Origin of the sequence: Falsiroseomonas stagni DSM 19981 (assembly GCF_900114315.1) — a bacterium.
Lineage (GTDB): Bacteria > Pseudomonadota > Alphaproteobacteria > Acetobacterales > Acetobacteraceae > Falsiroseomonas > Falsiroseomonas stagni.
Genome location: NZ_FOSQ01000006.1, coordinates 72,962 through 92,615 on the forward strand (window position 1 = coordinate 72,962; position 19,654 = coordinate 92,615).

18 protein-coding genes are annotated in these 19,654 nt (G+C 70.6%); 13 read left to right on the forward strand and 5 right to left on the reverse strand.

From position 1 onward, the window contains the following. Positions 1-84 precede the first annotated feature (84 nt). The 9 genes from BM041_RS16245 (at position 85) to BM041_RS16290 (ending at position 9,626) form a co-directional block, all read left to right on the forward strand. The gene (locus BM041_RS16245) at positions 85-2,448 is read left to right on the forward strand and encodes a DUF3141 domain-containing protein (protein ID WP_092960935.1); all 2,364 of its coding nucleotides are present in this window, start codon (positions 85-87) and stop codon (positions 2,446-2,448) included. A 412-nt stretch (positions 2,449-2,860) separates the two neighbouring features. Then, positions 2,861-3,790: a glycine betaine ABC transporter substrate-binding protein gene (locus tag BM041_RS16255; RefSeq protein WP_217648743.1), complete on the forward strand. Its 930-nt coding sequence runs from the start codon at positions 2,861-2,863 to the stop codon at positions 3,788-3,790. After that, a complete protein-coding gene (locus tag BM041_RS16260) occupies positions 3,787-4,869 on the forward strand; it encodes an ABC transporter permease subunit (RefSeq protein WP_092960937.1) in 1,083 nt (360 codons plus the stop codon). The genes BM041_RS16255 and BM041_RS16260 overlap by 4 nt, the downstream gene beginning before the upstream one ends. Next, on the forward strand, positions 4,866-5,801 hold the full coding sequence (locus BM041_RS16265) for an ABC transporter ATP-binding protein (protein ID WP_092960938.1): 936 nt from the start codon (positions 4,866-4,868) through the stop codon (positions 5,799-5,801). Before BM041_RS16260 ends, BM041_RS16265 begins: the two co-directional genes overlap by 4 nt. Further along, complete coding sequence (locus BM041_RS16270; protein WP_245762126.1) at positions 5,798-6,505, forward strand: ABC transporter permease; 708 nt, start codon at positions 5,798-5,800, stop codon at positions 6,503-6,505. The genes BM041_RS16265 and BM041_RS16270 overlap by 4 nt, the downstream gene beginning before the upstream one ends. 72 nt (positions 6,506-6,577) lie before the next feature. Next, entirely contained in the window at positions 6,578-7,504 is a 927-nt protein-coding gene (locus BM041_RS16275) for a 3-hydroxyacyl-CoA dehydrogenase (protein ID WP_245762127.1), read from the forward strand. Beyond that, complete coding sequence (locus tag BM041_RS16280; protein ID WP_092960940.1) at positions 7,501-8,424, forward strand: BKACE family enzyme; 924 nt, start codon at positions 7,501-7,503, stop codon at positions 8,422-8,424. The genes BM041_RS16275 and BM041_RS16280 overlap by 4 nt, the downstream gene beginning before the upstream one ends. Positions 8,425-8,433: 9 nt before the next feature. Beyond that, positions 8,434-8,826 carry a hypothetical protein gene (locus BM041_RS16285; protein WP_092960941.1) on the forward strand — a complete coding sequence of 131 codons (393 nt, stop codon included), beginning with the start codon at positions 8,434-8,436 and terminating at the stop codon, positions 8,824-8,826. Continuing rightward, positions 8,790-9,626, forward strand: coding sequence for a hypothetical protein (locus BM041_RS16290; protein WP_139226088.1), 837 nt, complete (start codon positions 8,790-8,792; stop codon positions 9,624-9,626). Before BM041_RS16285 ends, BM041_RS16290 begins: the two co-directional genes overlap by 37 nt. On the opposite strand, the gene BM041_RS16295 is transcribed toward BM041_RS16290, so the two are convergent. From BM041_RS16295 to BM041_RS16310, 4 genes are all read right to left on the reverse strand, one after another. Then, entirely contained in the window at positions 9,617-10,600 is a 984-nt protein-coding gene (locus BM041_RS16295; RefSeq protein WP_092960943.1) for an ABC transporter ATP-binding protein, read from the reverse strand. The two genes, BM041_RS16290 and BM041_RS16295, sit on opposite strands and share 10 nt — an antisense overlap. Next, positions 10,597-11,568 carry an ABC transporter ATP-binding protein gene (locus BM041_RS16300; protein WP_092960944.1) on the reverse strand — a complete coding sequence of 324 codons (972 nt, stop codon included), beginning with the start codon at positions 11,566-11,568 and terminating at the stop codon, positions 10,597-10,599. The genes BM041_RS16295 and BM041_RS16300 overlap by 4 nt, the downstream gene beginning before the upstream one ends. Before the next feature lie 118 nt (positions 11,569-11,686). Next, positions 11,687-12,547 carry an ABC transporter permease gene (locus BM041_RS16305; protein ID WP_092960945.1) on the reverse strand — a complete coding sequence of 287 codons (861 nt, stop codon included), beginning with the start codon at positions 12,545-12,547 and terminating at the stop codon, positions 11,687-11,689. Continuing rightward, a complete protein-coding gene (locus tag BM041_RS16310) occupies positions 12,544-13,521 on the reverse strand; it encodes an ABC transporter permease (RefSeq protein WP_092960946.1) in 978 nt (325 codons plus the stop codon). Before BM041_RS16310 ends, BM041_RS16305 begins: the two co-directional genes overlap by 4 nt. 80 nt (positions 13,522-13,601) lie before the next feature. On the opposite strand from BM041_RS16310, the gene BM041_RS16315 reads away from it, so the two are divergent. Genes BM041_RS16315 through BM041_RS16330 form a run of 4 tightly spaced genes read left to right on the forward strand, consistent with a single transcriptional unit; the run spans position 13,602 to position 18,272 of the window. Then, complete coding sequence (locus BM041_RS16315; RefSeq protein ID WP_092960947.1) at positions 13,602-15,191, forward strand: ABC transporter substrate-binding protein; 1,590 nt, start codon at positions 13,602-13,604, stop codon at positions 15,189-15,191. Further along, positions 15,164-15,895 (forward strand): creatininase family protein, encoded by a 732-nt coding sequence (locus tag BM041_RS16320; RefSeq protein WP_245762128.1) that lies wholly within the window; start codon positions 15,164-15,166, stop codon positions 15,893-15,895. Before BM041_RS16315 ends, BM041_RS16320 begins: the two co-directional genes overlap by 28 nt. Further along, entirely contained in the window at positions 15,880-16,896 is a 1,017-nt protein-coding gene (locus BM041_RS16325) for a ketopantoate reductase family protein (protein WP_092960949.1), read from the forward strand. Before BM041_RS16320 ends, BM041_RS16325 begins: the two co-directional genes overlap by 16 nt. Next, a complete protein-coding gene (locus BM041_RS16330; protein ID WP_092960950.1) occupies positions 16,896-18,272 on the forward strand; it encodes a M20/M25/M40 family metallo-hydrolase in 1,377 nt (458 codons plus the stop codon). The genes BM041_RS16325 and BM041_RS16330 overlap by 1 nt, the downstream gene beginning before the upstream one ends. Here the strand turns inward: BM041_RS16330 and BM041_RS16335 are convergent. Further along, positions 18,269-19,654 carry a bifunctional serine/threonine-protein kinase/universal stress protein gene (locus BM041_RS16335; RefSeq protein ID WP_092960951.1) on the reverse strand — a complete coding sequence of 462 codons (1,386 nt, stop codon included), beginning with the start codon at positions 19,652-19,654 and terminating at the stop codon, positions 18,269-18,271. The two genes, BM041_RS16330 and BM041_RS16335, sit on opposite strands and share 4 nt — an antisense overlap.

The window sequence follows — 19,654 nt, forward strand, 5'->3', positions numbered from 1 at the left end:
TGGCGAACCGGCGGCCCGCTGGGCCCGTTGGGGCTGCAACCCGCCCGGGCATGACCGGACGCCAGACGGCAAGGAAGAACAAGGATGAGCACGTCAACGACCCGCCCGGGGAGCCCTGACCTCATGGCCAGGGGCGTGGAGACCATGGCCCGCTTCCTCGACCAGGCGCGGCAGATGGGGGACGTGGCGGCAAGGCAGATGGCGGCCCTCGCCCCCGTGATGCGGCCCACCTTCTCCGCGCCGAGTGAACGCCTGCCGACCGCGGCGCTGGCGGGCAAGTCGCCGGTGGCGCTGGCGCAGGACGCCATGGCCTATGCGGTGGACGCGACGCAGCGGTCGATCCTGTTCTGGGACACGATGCGCCAGGCCGGCAACGCCTTCGTGGCGCATGAAAAGGCGGGCTGCCCGCCCGTGCTGGTCTTCGACTGGGACATGGTGGTGGATGGCCGCGAATTGCCGCGCCGCTGCAACTACGCCCTGGTCCGCATCAAGCCGCCGGAGGGTTTCAAGCCCACCGACCCCACCATGCGCCCCTTCGTCATCATCGATCCGCGCGCGGGCCACGGGGCGGGCATCGGCGGCTTCAAGTCGGACAGCCAGGTGGGTGTCGCGCTGCGGCGGGGCCACCCGGTCTACTTCGTCATCTTCTTCCGGGACCCGGAGCCGGGGCAGACGATCCTCGACATCACCAGCGCGGAGGCCACCTTCCTCCGCACCATCCATGAACGCCACCCGCAGGCGCAGAAGCCCGTCGTCATCGGCAATTGCCAGGGCGGATGGGCGGTGATGATGCTGGGCGCGTCGGAGCCCGACCTGACCGGCCCCCTGGTGCTGAACGGCGCGCCGCTGTCCTACTGGGCCGGGGAGAAGGGGCGGAACCCGATGCGCTACACCGGCGGCCTGGCCGGTGGCTCCTGGCCCGCCGCGATGCTGGCGGACCTCGGCAACGGCACCTTCGACGGCGCCAACCTGGTCGCGAATTTCGAGAGCCTGTCGCCCGGCAACACCTGGTTCCGGAAGTACTACAACCTGTACGAGAAGGCGGATACGGAGGCCGAGCGCTTCCTGGAGTTCGAGCGCTGGTGGGGCGGCTACTTCCTGATGACGCGGGACGAGATCCGCTGGATCGTCGAGAACCTGTTCATCGGCGACCGCTTCGCCCGCGGCGAGATCAGCGCCGGCAAGGGTGCCAGCTTCAACATGCGGTCGGTGAAGTCGCCGATCGTGGTCTTCGCCTCCGCAGGCGACAACATCACGCCCCCCGGCCAGGCGCTGCGCTGGATCGCCGACGTCTATCGCGACGAGCAGGAGATCAAGACGCTCGGCCAGACCATCGTCTACCTCGTGCATGACGATATCGGCCATCTCGGCATCTTCGTCTCCGGCAAGATCGCCAACAAGGAGCATACCGAGATCGCCAACACCCTCGACCTGATCGAGAGCGTGGCGCCGGGCCTCTATGAGATGCGGATCACGGGGGCGGAGGGCTCGGGCCTCAATGCCGGCTACCAGGTGGAACTGGTGGAGCGCAGCGTGGCCGATATCCGCGCCGTGAGCGGCGAGGCGGCGAACGAGGCCTTCCCCGCGGTGGCGCGCATCTCGGCAATGAACCAGATGGCCTACGACACCTTCGCGTCCCCGGTGATCCGGCAATTCGCGACGGAGAAGACGGCCGAGGCGCGGCGGCAGATGAACCCGATGCGGGCGCGGCGCTACCTGGTCAGCGACCAGAACCCGGCGATGAAGCCGCTGGCCGGGCTGGCCGCCACGGTGAAGCAGAACCGCGCGCCGGTCGCCCCGGACAATCCCTTCGTCGCCATGGAACGCGCCTGGGCGGATGCGGTGGAGCAATCCATCGACCGCTGGCGGGACATGCGCGACGCCTGGCAGGAAAGCGCCTTCCACGCGGTGTATGGCAGCCTTGCGGCCTTCGGCGTCGCCTCCGCGCCCGTGGATGTGGTGCAGGATGGCGTGGTGGGGATGCTGGACGACACGCCCGATGTGCGCGCCGCCCTGTCCCGCATCGCGGAAGGCGGATACGCCGAGGCGGTGGTGCGCATGATGATCCTGCTGGCCAAGGCCCGCGGCGGCGTGCGGCGCAACCGGCTTGCCCGGTCCAACGCGCTGCTGACGGGGGAGGAACCCTTCGCCTCCCTCTCCGCCGCGGCGCGCCAGGCGCTGATCCGGGAACAGACGGTGGTGGTGGAGATGGCGCCGGAGGAGGCGCTGGCGACCCTGCCCGATTTGCTGCCGGAAGCCGCCGACCGCAGCCGCGCCCTGGCCACCGTCGCCGATGTGGCGGGGCCGGAGGAGGAGCTGGGCGACCGCGCGCTGGCGATGATGGCGCGGCTGCGCCAGGTGCTGGCGGCGCCCCCTGCCCTGCCGGCGCAGCCCGACAGCCCGGAAGCGGCGCCCGCGCCGCGCCGCAACGGCCGCGCGAAACGGTAAACCGCGGGCGGAACATTGTCGGGTTGCGTCGGCGATTCACGAAGGCGCAACCGAGACAGGCCAAGCTGTTGCCATAGGCCGCGAAAATCACGGCGAGACGGCAAGAGGGCCACCCATGACGCCGAAAAACCACGGCCAGGCGCGCGCGCCGGCACGCCGCGACCACCCTGCACCGGAACTCATCGCGGCATCGTTGCTGACATCCGACCAGGGGTCCGAAATCCATCTCATGTCCCGGGACGGCAGGCTCATGCGCCTGTCGGCGGATGAGGAAACCGCCCGATCCGCCATCATCGGGCTGTGGAAGGCACTCGACGGCCGACGATAGGCCCCCCGCCCGCGCGCGCAGCTGTGTCTGGACAGTAACCACCCGACCCCGACATGCGAGGACTCTCCGAAAGGGAGCATCGACATGGCGGACACGCGGAACTGGGGTCGGCGCGGATGGGGGCTGGCGGCGGCGGGGCTGTTGGCCGCGCCGCGCGCCGTGATGGCCCAAAGGCAGAACCCGGGGCGGGACCAGCGGGTTGTCGTCGCGTCGAAGATCGATACGGAAGGCGCGCTGCTCGGCAATCTGATCGTGCAGGCGCTGCGGGGCGCGGGGCTGACGGTGGAGCCCCGGCTGGCGCTGGGCCCCACGCGGATCGTGCGGGGCGCGCTGCTGGCCGGGGAGATCGACCTCTATCCCGAATACACCGGCAATGGCGCCTATTTCTTCGAGCGGCTGGAGGACGCGGCCTGGCGCGACGGCGACCAGGGCGCGGCGCTGGTGGCGCGGCTGGACCTGGCGGCGAACCGGCTGGTCTGGCTGGACCGCGCACGGGCCAACAACACCTGGGCCATCGCCGTGCGGCGGGATGTCGCGCAGCGCGAGGGGCTGGCGACGCTGGAGCAGTTCTTCGCGAAGGCGGGGCAATTGCGGCTCGCGGCCTCCGCCGAGTTCGTGGAAAGCCCGGTGGCGCTGCCGGCCTTCGAGCGTGCCTATGGCGCGACCTTCCCGCGCGACCGCATCACCATCCTGCCCGGTGGCGACACGGCGGTGACGATGCGCGCGGCGGCGCAGGGCCTGTCCGGCGTGAATGCCGCGATGGTCTATGGCACCGATGGCGCGATCCAGCCGCTCGGTCTTGTCGTCATGCAGGACAACAGGCAGGCGCAGATCGTCTATGAACCCGCGCCGGTGGTGCGCCAGGCCGTGCTGGAACGGTTTCCCGCCATCCGCACCGCGTTGGCGCCGGTCTTCGCGGGGCTGACGCAGGAGGTTCTGCAGCGCCTGAACGGGCAGGTGGCGGTGGAGGGGCGGACGCCGGAGGCGGTGGCACGGGCGCATCTCGGCCGGTGATCCTCGCCCTCATCGCCATCGCGGCATTGCTGCTGCCGCTGCCCTTCCTCGGCGTGGCGCCGAACCGGCTGCTGCCAGGGGAAGGCGTTTCCGCCCTGGATGCCGCGGGCTTCTGGGTGGCGGTGCCAGTGGTGTTGCTGGCGCTGGGCGCGTGGCGGCGGCTGCCGGGCTGGGCGGGTGCCGCGGCCGCGGCGCTGGGCGTGGTGGCGGTGCTGGGGCTGGCCGGCGCGGCGGCGAACGACCGCCTCGCCGACCTGGCGCCGGCCGCGCGGGCCAGCTTCGGCGCGGGATTCTGGGTGGCCATCGTCGCGGGGCTTTCGCTGGTGGCGATGCGTGGCGCGTGGATGGGGCTGGCGGTGGCCGTGGGGGCCGCGGTGCTCTGGGCGATGGGCGGGCTCGACCGGCTGTCGCTGGTGGTGGAGGCGACGGCGCGGGCCGATGCCTTGCAGTCGGCGATCTGGACGCATCTGGCGCTGGCCGGCGCGGCGCTCGCCCTGGCGCTGCTGGTGGCTGTGCCGCTGGCCTGGGCGGGGTTCCGGCGGCCCCGGCTGGGGGCGGTGATGGGGGCGGCGCTGTCGGGCGTACAGGTGGTGCCGGCCATTGCGCTCTTCGCCCTGCTGATCCCGCTGCTGGCGGCGCTGCTGCGGGCGGTGCCGGCATTGCGTGACCTGGGGCTCGGCGCGGTCGGGTGGCTGCCGGCGGTGCTGGCGACGGCGGCCTATCTGGCGCTGCCGCTGTGGCGGAGCCTCTCGGGTGGGTTGGCCTCCGCCGACCCCGCGGCGGTGCAGGCGGCGGAGGCGATGGGCATGACGGAAGGGCGCATCCTGGCGGAGGTCCGGCTGCCCCTCGCGCTGCCGGTTTTCGCCGGCGGGCTGCGGGTGGCGGTGGTGCAGGCCATCGGGTTGGTGACGCTGGGGGGGCTGGTCGGCGCCGGCGGCCTCGGCGCGGTGGTGTTCGAGGGGCTGAGCCAGTTCGCCACCGACCTGATGCTGCTGGGCGCCCTGCCCATCCTGCTATTGGCGCTGGCGGCGGATACGCTGGCCCGCGCGGCGGAGAACCGGCTGGCGAGGCCCGCATGATCGCGCAACCCGTCATCGCCATCGAGGGCGTGACCGTCCGCTTCGGCACCACCGACGCGCTGCGGGACGTGACGCTGCATGTGAAGGCCGGCGAGTTCTGCGCGCTGGTCGGGCCATCGGGGTCCGGCAAATCCACCCTGATGCGGCTGGTCAACCGGCTGGTGGTGCCGAGTGCCGGGCAGGTGCGCGTGCGCGGGCAGGATGTGGCGACGCTGCCCGCCCCGGCGCTGCGCCGGTCCATCGGCTACGCGATGCAATCCGTCGGGCTGTTCCCGCATCGGACGGTCGCAGAGAACATCGGCACGGTGCCGCGGCTGCTGGGCTGGGATGCGCCCCGCATCGCGCGGCGGGTCGAGGAATTGCTGGCGCTGCTGCGGCTCGATCCCGCCATGGGGGTGCGGCTGCCGCGGGCGCTGTCCGGCGGGCAGGCCCAGCGCGTCGGCATCGCCCGCGCGCTGGCGGCGGACCCGGACATCCTGCTGATGGACGAGCCCTTCGGTGCGGTCGATCCGATCACGCGGCGCGAATTGCGGGCGGAGACGCGGCGCATCCATGCGGAGACGGGCAAGACCATCCTGCTGGTGACGCATGATCCGGAGGAGGCGCTGGAACTCGCCAGCCATGTCGTCGTGCTGCGGGACGGGCGGATCGAGGCCGATGGCGCGCCGGCCGATCTGGTGGCGCCGGATGCCGCGCCCTTCGTGCGGGAATTGCTGGGCGGCGGGCAGCCGGGGCTGCGCTGGCTGTCGCTGCTGCCGGCGCGCGGCGCGCTGGACCCTCGGCCGGCGCCGGTGGGGGCGGCGATGCTGGCGCGGAATGCGAGCCTGGCGGATGCGCTGTCGGTCCTCGCGGAAAGCGGGGATGAGGCGCTGGGGATGGAGGGGGAGAAAGGCTCCGTCCGCGCCGAGGGCATATTGGGCGCGCGACGGTGAAGCGCTTCCGGCGCGGGGTGCCGGCGCTGCTGCTGGCGCTGGGGCTGGCGGTGCTGGCGATGCCGGAAGTAGCCGCCTGGCTGATGGGGGGCACGCAGGGGCCCTACCCCGCCGCGCGGCTGCTGGACCTGGCGCTGGACCATGCGGCGCTGTCGCTGGCGGGTGTGCTGCCGGCGGGGCTGCTGGGGCTTGTGCTGGGGGTAGTGGTGACGCGGCCGGGCGGGCGCGGCCTGCGGCCGGCGGCGGATGCGGCGGCCGCGGTGGCGCAGGCGGTGCCGCCCATCGTCGTGGTGGCGCTTGCGGTGCCGGCCTTCGGCTTCGGCTGGGCGCCGACGATCCTGGCGCTGATGCTCTACGGTATCATGCCGGTGCTGCGGGCGACGGTGGGCGCGCTGGAAGCCGTACCACCGGAGACCAGGCTGGCGGCGGAGGCGGTGGGCCTCTCCCCCCGCCAGGTCTTGCAGGAGGTCGAGTTGGCCCTGGCCTGGCCGCTGGTGCTGGATGGCTTGCGCGTGGCGCTGGTGCTGGCCGTCGCGACCACCGCCGTGGGGGCGCTGGCGGGGGCGGCGACGCTGGGGACGCCGATCGTGATCGGCCTGCAGAACCAGAACCAGGTGCTGGTGCTGCAAGGCGCGGCAGCCACGGCGGCGCTGGCCTTCCTCGCGGATGCGCTGTTGCTGATGGCCGTGCCGGCGCGCGACTGAGGTTGCGGCGCGCCTGCCGAGGGGTATCGTGGCGCCCAAGCTCTCGGGGGGTGCGGCTGCATGGCGCGGAGAATGGCAGTGGTGGGCGCGGGGCTGATCGGCCGCGCCTGGGCGATGGTCTTCGCCCGCGCGGGCTGGGAGGTCGCGCTGTACGACCCCGTCGCCGCGGCGCTGGAGGCGGCGCCGGCGCTCTGCGCCGAAGGGCTTGCGGAGCAGCACCGCCAGGGGCTGTGCGAGGACCCCGCGGGCGCCGCCGCGCGCATCCGCGTGGTGCCCGTGCTGGCGGATGCGCTGGCCGGCGCCGAATACGTGCAGGAGAACGGGCCGGAACGACTGCCCGAGAAGATCGCGATCTTCGCGGAACTGGACCGGCTGGCGGCGCCCGATTGCATCCTGGCTTCCTCCACCAGCGGCATCCCGTGCTCGGCGTTCACGGAGGCGCTGCCGGGCCGCGCGCGCTGCCTGGTGGCGCATCCCGTGAACCCGCCGCACCTCGTGCCCGTGGTGGAATTGTCGGGCGCGCCCTGGACCTCCGCGGAGACGATCGCCGCCGCGCGCGCCGTGCATGAAAGCGTGGACCAGGCGCCGATCACGGTGCTGAAGGAGATCGAGGGCTTCATCCTCAATCGCCTGCAGGGTGCACTGCTGGCGGAGGCGTTTCGCCTCGTGCAGGAAGGCTATGTCACGCCGCGGGACCTGGATGTGACGGTGGCGGAAGGGCTCGGCCTGCGCTGGTCCTTCCTCGGCCCCCTCGCGACGATCGAGCTGAATGCGCCGGGCGGCATGGCCGATTACTGCGCGCGCTACGCCGGGCTGTTCCAGAGGATGATTGAGAAGCCGCCCTCCCCCGCCGTGTTCGGCGTGGAGGGCTGCGCGACGGTGGTGAAGGCGTGGGGCGAGAGTCCATCCCGCGAGGAGATCGCGGCGCGGAGTGCGCGGCGGGACAAGCGACTGGCGGCACTGGCCGCGCATAAGCGGAAGCAGGAGAAGCAGGCATGAGCCGCAAAGTCATCATCACCTGCGCGGTGACGGGCGCGATCCACACGCCTTCCATGTCGCCCCACCTGCCGGTGACGGCGGAGGAGATCGCGGATGCCGCGATCGGCGCGGCGGAGGCGGGTGCCGCCATCGTGCATCTGCATGCGCGCGACCCCAAGGATGGCCGCCCGGACCAGACGCCGGAGGCCTTCGCGCCCTTCCTGAAGGTGATCAAGCAGCGCACCGACGCCGTGCTGAACCTGACGACGGGCGGCGCGCCGACCATGTCCATCCAGCAACGCGTCTCCCCGGCGGCGGCCTTCAAGCCGGAGGTCGCTTCGCTCAATATGGGGTCGATGAATTTCGGCCTGTTCGGGATGCTGAACCGCTTCAAGAGCTTCAAGCACCAGTGGGAGGCCGACTACCTCGCCAATAAGGATATCGTGTTCCGCAACAGCTTCGCGGATATCGAGTACATCCTGACCACCTGCGCGGAGAACGACACGCGCTTCGAGTTCGAGTGCTACGACACCGCGCACCTCTACAATCTGAAGTATTTTCTCGACCAGGGCCTGGTAAAGGCGCCGCTGTTCATCCAGACGGTCTTCGGCATCCAGGGCGGCATCGGCGCGCATCCCGAGGATGTGCTGCACATGAAGCGCACGGCCGATCGGCTGTTCGGCGACCAGTACAAGTGGAGCGTGCTCGGCGCGGGCGCGTCGCAGTTGCGCATCGCGGCGATGGCGGCGGCGATGGGCGGGAATGTGCGTGTCGGGCTGGAGGACAGCCTCTGGGCCGGGCCGGGCAGGCTCGCGGAAAGCAACGCGCAGCAGGTGCGACTCGCGCGGCAGATCATCGAGGGGCTGGGGATGGAGGTGGCGACGCCGGATGAGGCGCGGGAGATCCTGAGCCTCAAGGGCGGCGACAAGGTCGCGTTCTGAGGGAGCGCCGTGCCGATCGAGCCGGAGCCCTTTCCCTGGGCGTGGCGCGTGGCCTTCGCGGCAGTGCAGGTCGCGATCGCTGCGGTCGCGTTGCTGGCGTGGCGGAAGGGGCAGGCGCGTGACCCGCGGCAGGGGGCGGGGCGGCGGCTGATCCTCTGGCCTGTCGGGCTGCATGGCCTGGCCGTGCTCTGCCTGGTGGCGGGCTATGTCGTCGCACCTTCCAGCCCGGGCATCTGGCGGCTGCCGGTCTATCTCGGCGTCTGGACGCTGGTGGTCGCGTCCTTCCTGCCGCAGGTCGCGCTGATCGGGGATGAGGCCACACGGGTGCAGAGCTTTCGCAAGATCCTGCCGCTGCATCCCGTGGCGTGCGTGCTGCTGGCCGTGGCGGCGGTGGCGCTGTGATCGCGGAGGCGCTGCGCGGATTGCGGTCCGGCCGCGTATGGCTGGCGGCGCTGGCGGCATCGCTGCTGGCCTTCGGGCTGCTGATCCCGCTGGGTATGGTGACGCAGCGCGTGCTGCCGGCGTTCATGCCCGCGGCCATGCTGGAGTGGTGGCTCAACACGGCCTATCTGCTGGATGGCGCGCTGGTGGAGGGCTGCAAGCTGGCGGCGCTGTGGTGGCTGCTGCGGCGGGACACCGGGCGCTGGTTCGCGCTCGGCATCGCCTATGGCACGCTCGCCGCCTGCTGGGGCCTTTGGCAGTTGGTGGGGAATGCGATCCGCTTCCCGGGCTTCGTCACGCCCTCCATCGGCTGGGTCGTGCCCCTGGCGGCCAGCATTGTGCTGCACGGGACACTGGGGGTGCTGGCGCAGGGCCTGGCCCGCGGGCGGGTGTGGTGGGGCTGGGCGGGCGCCAGCGTGATGGCCTTCACGCTTGTGGCGTGGCGTTCGCTGCTGATGCAGGTCGTGCCCTTCCCGAGCGTGGAGTGGCTGGACGAGCGGCACCTCTCCTGGGCTGCCTTCGCCGTCGCGGCCTGGGCGGTGTATCGCCACGGTCCGCGGTACCTGGTGGTTCTGTGCCTCGGCGTGGTCTGCGCGCTGGCCGTGATCCTGGGCGTGCTGCACCAGGCAGGGCCGGCCGCGGGTGAGCAGCGCCCCGACCCCGCGGCGGTCGCGGTCGTCGTGCTGGGGATCGGTTTCCTTGGGGCGATGGTCGCCCAGCGAAGCGTCCTGCCCTGGATGCGCGGCACGCCTCAGGCGTGATGGCAGGCGACCAGCGTCCCATCCTCTCGCGCCGTCAGCGCGGGGCGTTCGGCACGGCACAGCGCCGTCGCCTTCGGGCAGCGCGGGTGGAAGGCGCAGCCGCTGGGCGGTGACAAGGGCGAGGGCAATTCGCCGGCGATGGGCTTGAAATCAGCGACATCGTCGATGGAAAGCCGCAGCTTCGGCACGCTGTCGAGCAGGCCCTGGGTGTAGGGGTGGCGCGGGCTCGCATAGACCTTGGCCGCGCTGCCGGCCTCCACGATGCGGCCAAGATACATGATGGCGACGCGGTCGCTGACATGGCGCACCACGGACAGATCGTGGGAGATGAACAGGCAGGTCAGGCCGAGGTCGCGCCGCAGATCGAGGAACAGATTCAGGATCTGCGCCTGGATCGACACGTCGAGCGAGGCGACGGGTTCGTCGCAGACCAGCACATCCGGCTGCATCGCGAGCGCGCGCGCGATGGCGACGCGCTGGCGCTGGCCACCGGAGAATTGGTGCGGGAAGCGCGCGGCGAAGGCGGGGTCGAGGCCGACGCGGGCGAGCCAATCCGCCACCATCCTCGGCGCATCGGCGCGGCTGGTCAGGCCATGGGTGACGGGACCTTCGGCAATGCTGTCGCCGATCCGCATGCGCGGGTTGAGCGAGGCGAAGGGGTCCTGGAACACCGTCTGGATGCGCGTCGTGGCCTTGTGGCGGCCGCGCATGGGCGCGGTGCCGCTGACCAGCACGCGGCCTTCCGTCGGCGGCATGATGCCGGCCAGCATGCGGCCGAGCGTGGACTTCCCGCAGCCGCTTTCACCGACCAGGCCGAGGGTCTCCCCCGCTGTCACGCTGAGGGACACATCGGTCACGGCATGGACGGCACGCTTGTCCACATGGGCGCCGAGCACGCCGGCGATGCGATCCCCGAGCGACAGGCTGGGGGAGAAGCGCTTGGTGACGCCCTCGGCCACCAGAATCTGGTTCATGCGGCCTCCAGCGGGTGGTGGCAGCGCACCAGGCGGGATGCGGTGACGACATCCGGCGGATCGGTCGCGCAGACCGCATCGGCACGCGGGCAGCGTGGCGCGAAGGGGCAGCCGGGTGGGAGGGACAACAGGGAGGGCGTGGTGCCGGGGATCTGGTTCAGCTTCTCGCCCGGCCGCGCCATGGCGGGCAGGCTGTCCAGCAGGCCGCGGGTGTAGGGGTGGCGGGGCGCGCGCAGCGTTTCGCCGACGGCGCCTGCCTCCACGATGCGGCCGGCATACATGACCAGCACGCGGTCCGCGAGCGAGGAGACGGTGGCGAGGTCATGACTGATCCAGACCAGGGCGGTGCCGGTTTCCTTCGCCAGGGACTTCATCTCCGCCAGTATCTGCGCCTGGATGGAGACGTCGAGCGCCGTCGTCGGTTCATCCGCGATGATGAGGTCGGGGCCGTGCAGCAGCGCGGTGGCGATGGCGACGCGCTGGCGCATGCCGCCGGAGAATTCATGCGGATAGGCATCGAGCCGCGCCGCGGCGTCGGGGATGCCGACGCGCGTCAAGGTGCGCGCGGCGAGGTCTCGCGCGGCGGCATCGCTGGCACGGCCATGCGCCTGCACCGCCAGCGTCATCTGCTGGCCGATGGATAGCACGGGGTTCAGCGTGGCGGCGGGGTCCTGGAAGACCATGGCGATGCGCTTGCCGCGCAGCGCGCGCATCTCCGCGGGCGGAAGGCCGACGAGCTCGCGGCCCTCGAACTTGATCGAGCCGGAAGCGATGCGCCCGGGGGGATCGACCAGGCCGATGAGGGAGAAGCCGGTGACGGATTTGCCGGACCCGCTTTCCCCGACCAGGCCCAATATTTCGCCCTTCTCGAGGGAGAAGGAGACGCCCTCCACCGCCTTCACCACGCCGGCGCGGGTGAAGAAATGGGTGCGGAGGTCGCGGACCTCGAGAAGTGGAGATGCGCTCATGCAGCTGGCTCCAACCGGCCGCACGGCGGCCGGCGCGCACAGGGGAACACGGCAACCCGCGCAACCGCGCGTAGGCGCGAAGCCAAGCGGCCGGAGGCCGCGCCCGGCGTCTGAGGGTTCAACGACGCAGCCTCGGGTTGAACTGGTCGCGTATCTGGTCGCCCACGATGTTGATGGCGACGATCAGGACGATCAGCGCGATGCCGGGATAGACGGAAATCCAGGTGCGGCCGCTCATCATGTACTGGAAGCCGTTGGCGATGAGCATGCCGAGCGAAGGCTCCGTCGGCGGCAGGCCGAGGCCGAGGAAGGACAGCGTCGCCTCCAGCGCGATGGCGTTGGCGACCTGCACGGTGCCGACGACGATCAGCGGCGGCAGGCAGTTCGGCAGGATGTGGCGCAGCACGATGCGCCAGCCCGGCAGCGGCGTGGCATGGGCCGCCTCCACATAATCCTTCTGGCGTTCCGCGGTGGCGGCGCCATAGGCGGTGCGGGCGAAATAGGCATATTGCGCGGCCACCAGCGCGATGACGAGTTGCGACTTCCCCTGCCCCAGCACCGCCACCAGCACCAGGGCGAGCAGGATGGCCGGGAAGGAGAGCTGGAGGTCCACCACCCGCATGATCGCGGCCTCCACCCAGCCGCCGGCATGGGCGGAGAGAATGCCGAGCGTCGCGCCGATGGTCATGGCGAAGAGCCCCGCGGCGATGCCCATCTGGAGCGAGATGCGCAGCCCGTGGATGATCGCGCTCAGCAAGTCCCGCCCCTGCGCATCGGTGCCGAGCCAGTGGACATAGCCCTCCGACCCCACGAAGCCGGGCGGCTTGCGCGCATCCATCAGGTCGAGCGAGGCCAGATCATAGGGGTTCTGCGGCGTGATCCAGGGCGCGAGCAGCGCCGCCAGGACGATGACCACCACCACCGCCAGCGCAACGACGGCGATCCAGTTCTCCCGGTATTCCCGCCAGAAAGCCCTCATGCCCCGCGACCACCACGGCGCAACCGCGGATCGAGCAGCGCGTAGGATAAATCCACCACCAGGTTGATCGTCACGAACAGGAACGCCACCAGCACCAGGTAGGCGACCATCACGGGGCGGTCGAGGGAGGTGATGCTCTCGATGATCAGCTTGCCGACGCCAGGCCAGGAGAAGATCGTCTCCGTCACCACGGCGAAGGCGAGCGTCGATCCGAATTCCAGCCCGAACACCGTCACCAGCGGGATGGAGATGAGGCGCAGCACGTGGCGGCGGAGGATCGTCATCTCCGACAGCCCGGCCGCGCGGGCGAATTTCACGGTGTCGGTCAGCATCACCTCCCGCGTGCCCGCCCGTGCCAGGCGGATCATCATCGCCAGCTTGAACAGGCTGAGGTTCAGGGCGGGGAGGATCAGGAAGGTCAGCCCCTCCTTCGTCAGGAAGGACCATTGCACGCCGAGGAACTCCGCCGTGGGGCCGCGGTTGCCGGCGGGCAGCCAGTCCAGATGGACGGCGAAGAACAGGATCAGAATCAGGCCGACCCAGAAGGTGGGGACCGAGAAGCCGAGGACGGAGACCGCCATGATCCCGCGCGCGATCGGGCTTTCCGGCTTGTAGCCGGCATAGATGCCGAGCGGGATGCCGATGAAGGCGCCGATCAGCACGGAGGCGAGCGCCAGTTCCAGCGTCGCCGGCAGGCGCGCCAGCACTAGGTCGATCACCGGCGTGCCGAAGACGAAGGATCGCCCGAAATCGCCGGAGAGCAGGCGCCCCAGGAAGGCCAGGTATTGCTGCCACAGTGGCAGGTCCAGCCCCATCGACTTGATGGCGGCCGCGCGGATGTCCTGCGTCGCGTCCGGGGAAATCAGGACGTCGATCGGGTTGCCGATGGCGTATACGCCGATGAAGACGAGCGCCGACATCGCCAGCATGACGAGGCCGGCCTGGAGCAGCCGCTGAATGATGAAGCCGAGCATCCTTCGCAGTATCGGGGCATGGACAGCGGACGCAAGCCGTTCCTAGCATGTGATTGAATGAAGCCCCCGGAGACACGTCGATGAGCCGCAGATTTGTCCACCTTGCCTTGTCCGCCACCATGGGCGCGATGCTCGTGGGCGCGGCGAACGCGCAGACCCTGACCATGGGCGTGCGCGCCGGGCCGGAATCGATCGACCCGCACTTCACCGCCACCGGCACGCATAGCGAGGCGCTGAAGCACATCTTCGACACGCTGACCCATTCCGGCCCGCAATTGCAGATCGAGCCGGGGCTGGCGGAATCCTGGCGCCCGATCGATGCGACGACCTGGGAATTCAAGCTGCGCCGCGGCGTGAAGTTCCATGACGGCAGCGACATGACGGCGGAGGATGTCGTCGCCTCCATCCGGCGGATGCAGACCCTGTCGGGGCCGAACCCGACGCGCATCTATGTGCGCCGCATCACCGATGTCCGCATCGTCGATCCGCACACGCTGCACATCATCACGGGCGGACCCTCCCCCACCCTGCCGAACGACTTCATCCGGCTGTTCGTCGTCTCCGCCCGCGCCACCGCGGGGCTGACGCCGGAGGCGAGCAACGAGGCCTTCAATTCGGGCCGCGCCGCGATCGGCACGGGGCCCTACCGCTTCGTGTCCTGGACGCCGCGGGAACAGTTCATCGTCGACCGGTTCGAAGGCCATTGGTCCGGCCGCCCGGCCTGGGCGCGGCATGTGCGTCGGGAGATCCCGAACGACGCGAACCGCGTGGCACAGCTTCGCACCGGGCAGGTGGACATGATCGTCCGCGTGCCGGCCGCCGATGTCGCGACGCTGGAGCGTGACCGGACGCTCTCCGTCGTGAAGGCCGACACCGTCTATGTCTTCAACTTCCAGTTCGACTTCCGGGAGAACACCCCGCAGGTGACGGCGCGGGATGGCTCCCGCCTGGCCGCCAACCCCTATCGCGACCCGCGGGTGCGGGAGGCCATCGACCTGGCGATCGACCGCCGCGCGCTGGCCGAGATCGCGATGGAGGGCATGGGCACGCCGCAGGGGCAGATGGTTACGCCGAACATCTTCGGCTTCAACCCGGCCCTGCCGATCCCGACGCCGAACCTGGCCCGCGCCCGGCAGCTGCTGACGGAAGCCGGCTTCCCGAACGGCTTCCGCATGGTGCTGAACTTCAGCAATGACCGCCTGCCGGGCGACCGCGGCGTCGGCACCGCCATGGCGCAGATGCTGGCGCGCATCGGGATCGAGGTGCAGGCCGCCGGCCAGCCCGCGGCGGTGATCTTCCCCGCCCGCGCGCGCGGCGAGTTGTCCAACATCATGGCGGGCTGGGGCACGCTGACGGGGGAGGCCAGCTACACCTATTCCTCCAACGCCCACACCAACAACCCGACGCTGCGGCTCGGCGCCTTCAACTGGCACGGCTATTCGAACCCGGAGATGGACCGCCTGATCCAGGCCTCGGAGTTCGAGCTGGACGACGCCAAGCGGCGGGAACTGCTGCAGCAGATCGGGGCGCTGTTCAACCGCGAACGCGTCTCCCTGCCGCTGGCCTCCGTCGGCTCCGCCTGGGCGATGCGGCGGGACCGCGTCTCCATGCCGTCGGGCCGGGCGGATGAGGAAACCTATGCGTGGGACGTGACGCCGGCGACACGATGAGGATCGCCGACTGCAACTGGATGGAGATCGAGGCGTATCTGCGCCTCGATGACCGCGTCGTGCTGCCCTTCGGCAGCACGGAACAGCATGCGCAGCTCTCGCTCTGCGTCGATGCGATCCTGGCGGAGCGGGTGGCGGTGGAAGCCGCGGCGCCGCTCGGCGTGCCGGTCTATCCGGCGATGCCCTTCGGGCTGGCGCCCTATTTCGCGGCGTTTCCGGGCAGCGTGAGCCTGCGGGTGGAGACGCTGCTGGCGGTGGCGCGCGACCTGATCGAGAGCGTGGCGCGCGTCGGCTTCAAGCGCATCCTGCTGGTCAACGGCCATGGGGGGAATGCGCCGGTGGGCGCGCTGGCGCAGGAGATGATGACGGAGCGGCCGGAGCTCTCCATCAAGTTCCACAACTGGTACAACGCGCCACGCACCTGGGCGGCGGCGATGGCGGCCGATCCCTCAGCCAGCCATGGCAATTGGTTCGAGAATTTTCCCTGGACGCGCCTGGCCCATGCGAAGGCGCCGGAAGGCGTGAAGCCCAGGCCGGATCTCGCGCTGATGAAGGCGAGCGGCCCCGCGAAGGTGCGGGAGATCCTGGGCGACGGAGCCTTCGGCGGGCCGTGGCAACTGCCGGATGACGTGACCCAGCGCATCTGGGACGAAGGCGTGGCCGAGACCCGCGAAGCGTTGGAGGGACCATGGCAGACCCGATAGTCATCTGGGGCGCGGGCGCCATCGGCGGGACGCTCGGCGCCTACTGGGCGCGGGCGGGGCATGAGGTGCTGCTGGTCGATACCGTGGCCGAGCATGTCGAGGCCTGCCGCACCACGGGGCTGCACATCTTCGGCCCGGTGGACGAATTCACGCAGGTCATCCCGGCGGTGACACCAGCCGAACTGACCGGCACCTATTCCCGCATCGTCCTTGCCGTGAAGGCGCAGGCGACGAAGGATGCGCTGCCGATGCTGGCGCCGCACGTCGCGCCTGGCGGCTACGTCTTCTCCGCCCAGAACGGGTTGAACGAGGTGGAGATCGCGGAAGCGGTCGGCGCCGAGCGCACCATGGGCTGCTTCGTCAACTTCTCCGCGGATTGGCACGGGCCGGGGGAGATCCTCTATGGCAGCCGCGGCTCGGTCGTTGTCGGTGAGATCGATGGCAGCGTGCGGGACCGCACGCGGGCGATGTTCGATCTGTGCCGCATCTTCGAGCCCGATGCGATCCTGACGGAGGACATCTGGGCCTATCTCTGGGGCAAGATGGGCTATGGCGCGATGCTGTTCGCCACCGCCCTGACCCATGACAGCATGACGGAGAATTTCGCCGACCCCGCCCGCATGAAGGCCTGGCTGGCGCTGGGGCGGGAAGTAGTCGCCGTGGCGCTGGCACGCGGCGTCACGCCGCGGGGCTTCGGCGGCTATGAACCGATGGCCTTCGCACCGAGGCGGCCCGATGCGGATGGCATCGCGGTGGTGGCCTGGCTGCGCGAATTCACCTCCCAATCCGCCAAGACCCATAGCGGCATCTGGCGCGACCTGGCGGTGCGCAAGCGCAAGACCGAAGCCGCGTCGCAACTGAACATCACGCCGCGCCTGGCCGCGGAACTCGGCATCCCGACCCCTGCCCTGTCGGCCGTTGGCCGGCTGATCGCGGATATCGAGGAAGGCCGCCGCGAACAGTCTCGGGATACCTTCCAGGCGCTGCTGGATTCGATCTGATGGGTGATGCGGTGCTGGCCCGGCTGCTGGCCGGGCAGGAAGCGTTCGTCGCGCGGCTGGCGGCGCTGGTGGCCTGCCAATCCGTCTCGACCGATCCCGCCTATGCGGCGGGGATGGCGGAGGCGCGCGCCTGGTGGATCGCGCGGCTGACGGCGATGGGGTTCGAGGGCGCGCGGGAATTGGGCGCGGGCGGCCACCCCGCCGTGACGGCGCGCTGGCATGGCGCGGGGGCCACGGCGCCGACGCTGCTTGTCTATGGGCATTACGACGTCCAGCCACCCGATCCGGTGGCGGCCTGGAGTTCCGCCGCCTTCGTGCTGGCGTCGCGCAACGGGCGGCTCTACGGGCGCGGGGTCTCCGACGACAAGGGGCCGTCGCTGCTGGCGATGGAGACGCTCGGCGCCTTCCTGGCGGAGGAAGGGCGGCTGCCCTTCAACGTCACGGTGCTGCTGGAGGGGGAGGAGGAATGCGGCTCCGCGTCCCTGGCGCGCATCCTCGATGAGAATCGCGATTGGCTGCGGGCGGATGCGGTGCTCTCCGCCGATGGCGCGCGCTGGCGGGCGGATTTGCCGACGATGACGGTGGCGACGCGCGGCAACATGGCGATGGAGATTTCGCTGCGCACGGCGGCGAAGGATCTGCATAGCGGCCGCTACGGCGGCGTCGCACCGAACGCGCTGCACGCGATGGCGCGGCTGGTCGCGACCTTGCACGACGAACAGGGCACGATCCTGGTCGAGGGCTTCGGTGACGGCGCGGCGCCGGTGACGGAGGGCGACCGCGCCGCGCTGTCCGCGATTCCGTACGATGTGGCGGCGCATGACGCCTCGATCGGCATCGCGCCAAGCGGGCGCGATGTCGCGGGGTTTCTCGAACGGCTCTGGCTGAAGCCGACGCTCGACGTGAACGGGATGTGGGGCGGCTATACCGGCGCCGGCGGCAAGACGGTGATCCCCGCGGAGGCATTCGCGAAACTCTCCATGCGGATCGTGCCCGGCCAGCAGCCGAAGCGCGTGGCGGCGGCCGTGGAGGCGCATCTGCGCCGGCACTGCCCGCCGGGCGCGACGCTGACCGTGACCTCCGCGCGCGACGGATCGCTGGCCACCGCCGTGCCGGGCGACCATCCTTTGCTGCTGGCGGCGGAGGCAGCGCTGGAGGCGACGACAGGACGCAGGCCGCTGCGCGTGCGCATGGGCGCCACGCTGCCACTGACGGATATCGTGCAGCGGGTGCTCGGCATCGACACCGTCATGTTCTCCTTCGCCACGGCGGATGAGGATTTCCACGCGCCCGACGAGAATTGGCGGGAGAGCGCGATGCCGGATGGCTTCGCCGCCTGGGTGGCGCTGGTGCGGAAGTTCGGCGCTCCGCGTTAACTCCGCGCCCGCACCACCGTCACGCTGCAAGGCGCCTCCGCCGCCAGCTCCGCGCTCACGCTGCCGAGCAGCTTGCGCTTCAGCGACACGGCGCGCGCGCCCATCACCAGATGGTCCACGCCATTCATGCGGACATAATCCAGCAGGGCGTGGGCGGGGTTCACGGCCTCCAGCACATGGAAGGTGATGCGCCCTTCCGGCAGGCCGAGCGGCGCGGCCCAGTGCTTCAACTCGACCAGGCGCTGCACATGCTTGTTGCGGCCGAAATCATCCAGCGTGCTGTCCAGCGCGATGCGGTTCTGCCGCAGCACGTTGAGGCAGGCGAGGCGCGCGCCCGGCATGGTGGCCAGCAGTTTCTCCAATGTGCCGCGCAGCGTCGCCGACAGTGCTTCATCCTGCTCTGTCACATCAACCGCGACGGCCAGGATCGGTGCATCCTCCACCATCACCGCAACGGCACGGTCGAAGCGCACGCGATGGTCGGGGTGGAAGCGTCGGCGCAGCGTGGCGGCCCAGCCATCCTGGCGCCGCTTCGTGGCCCGCGCGGTCAGCGCCACCTGATCGGGGTGCCGCAGGTCGAAGGCCAGTTGCGCGGCGGTGGGGTGGCGGCGCTCGGGGCGCACTTCCAGGCAGCGCAGGATGATCTCCTGCATCCATTCCGGGCATTCCGCGCGCCGGGCGCGGGGCGGCACCGGGTCCCGCCACAGCCGGCGCTGCAGGCCCTTCAAACGCTGCGGATCGCCGAAGGGGCGCGTGCCTGTCACCAGGAAATACAGCATGGCCCCCAGCGCAAACAGATCGCTGCGCGGGTCGGACCGGATGCCCATGACCTGTTCCGGCGCCATGTAGGGCGCGGTGCCATAGGGCAGGCGGAACTCCTCCTCCATCAGATCGGGCAGTTGCGCGTGGCGCGACAGGCCGAAATCGACCAGTACGGCCTCTCCGCTGTCGCGCATCAGGATGTTGGAGGGCTTCACGTCCAGGTGCACCACGTGCTGGCGATGCAGCGCGTCCAGCGCCTCCGCCACCCGTGCGCCGATATCGGCGACTTCCTCGATGGGGCGGGGCAAGTCGTCGATCAGCGGCAGCAGGCTGCGGCCGGGGATGCGTTCCATCACCAGATAGGGCTGGCGGTCGAAGCCGCCGCTGGCGATGAAGCGCGGCACATGCGGCCCGCCGAGGCGGGGCAGGATCATCTGCTCCATCTCGAAGCTGACGATGGCGGCGGGATCCTCCCCCTCCGCCAGGCGGGGCACCTTCATCAGCAGGTCGGAATCGTGGTCCGGGTGCGTCACCTGCCATAGCGCGGCCATGCCGCCGACATGCAGCAGGCGCCCGATGGTGAAGCCATCAAGCACCTCGCCTTCCACGAGGCGGATCAT

What these genes read in the sequence shown, in the direction of transcription:
- BM041_RS16315 (WP_092960947.1), top strand. Translation starts at nt 13,602, where the DNA reads ATGAGCCGCAGATTTGTCCACCTTGCCTTGTCCGCCACCATGGGCGCG.
- BM041_RS16275 (WP_245762127.1), top strand. Translation starts at nt 6,578, where the DNA reads ATGGCAGTGGTGGGCGCGGGGCTGATCGGCCGCGCCTGGGCGATGGTC.
- BM041_RS16265 (WP_092960938.1), top strand. Translation starts at nt 4,866, where the DNA reads ATGATCGCGCAACCCGTCATCGCCATCGAGGGCGTGACCGTCCGCTTC.
- BM041_RS16280 (WP_092960940.1), top strand. Translation starts at nt 7,501, where the DNA reads ATGAGCCGCAAAGTCATCATCACCTGCGCGGTGACGGGCGCGATCCAC.
- BM041_RS16325 (WP_092960949.1), top strand. Translation starts at nt 15,880, where the DNA reads ATGGCAGACCCGATAGTCATCTGGGGCGCGGGCGCCATCGGCGGGACG.
- BM041_RS16300 (WP_092960944.1), bottom strand. Translation starts at nt 11,568, where the DNA reads ATGAGCGCATCTCCACTTCTCGAGGTCCGCGACCTCCGCACCCATTTC.
- BM041_RS16335 (WP_092960951.1), bottom strand. Translation starts at nt 19,654, where the DNA reads ATGATCCGCCTCGTGGAAGGCGAGGTGCTTGATGGCTTCACCATCGGG.
- BM041_RS16245 (WP_092960935.1), top strand. Translation starts at nt 85, where the DNA reads ATGAGCACGTCAACGACCCGCCCGGGGAGCCCTGACCTCATGGCCAGG.
- BM041_RS16295 (WP_092960943.1), bottom strand. Translation starts at nt 10,600, where the DNA reads ATGAACCAGATTCTGGTGGCCGAGGGCGTCACCAAGCGCTTCTCCCCC.
- BM041_RS16255 (WP_217648743.1), top strand. Translation starts at nt 2,861, where the DNA reads ATGGCGGACACGCGGAACTGGGGTCGGCGCGGATGGGGGCTGGCGGCG.
- BM041_RS16310 (WP_092960946.1), bottom strand. Translation starts at nt 13,521, where the DNA reads ATGCTCGGCTTCATCATTCAGCGGCTGCTCCAGGCCGGCCTCGTCATG.
- BM041_RS16305 (WP_092960945.1), bottom strand. Translation starts at nt 12,547, where the DNA reads ATGAGGGCTTTCTGGCGGGAATACCGGGAGAACTGGATCGCCGTCGTT.
- BM041_RS16330 (WP_092960950.1), top strand. Translation starts at nt 16,896, where the DNA reads ATGGGTGATGCGGTGCTGGCCCGGCTGCTGGCCGGGCAGGAAGCGTTC.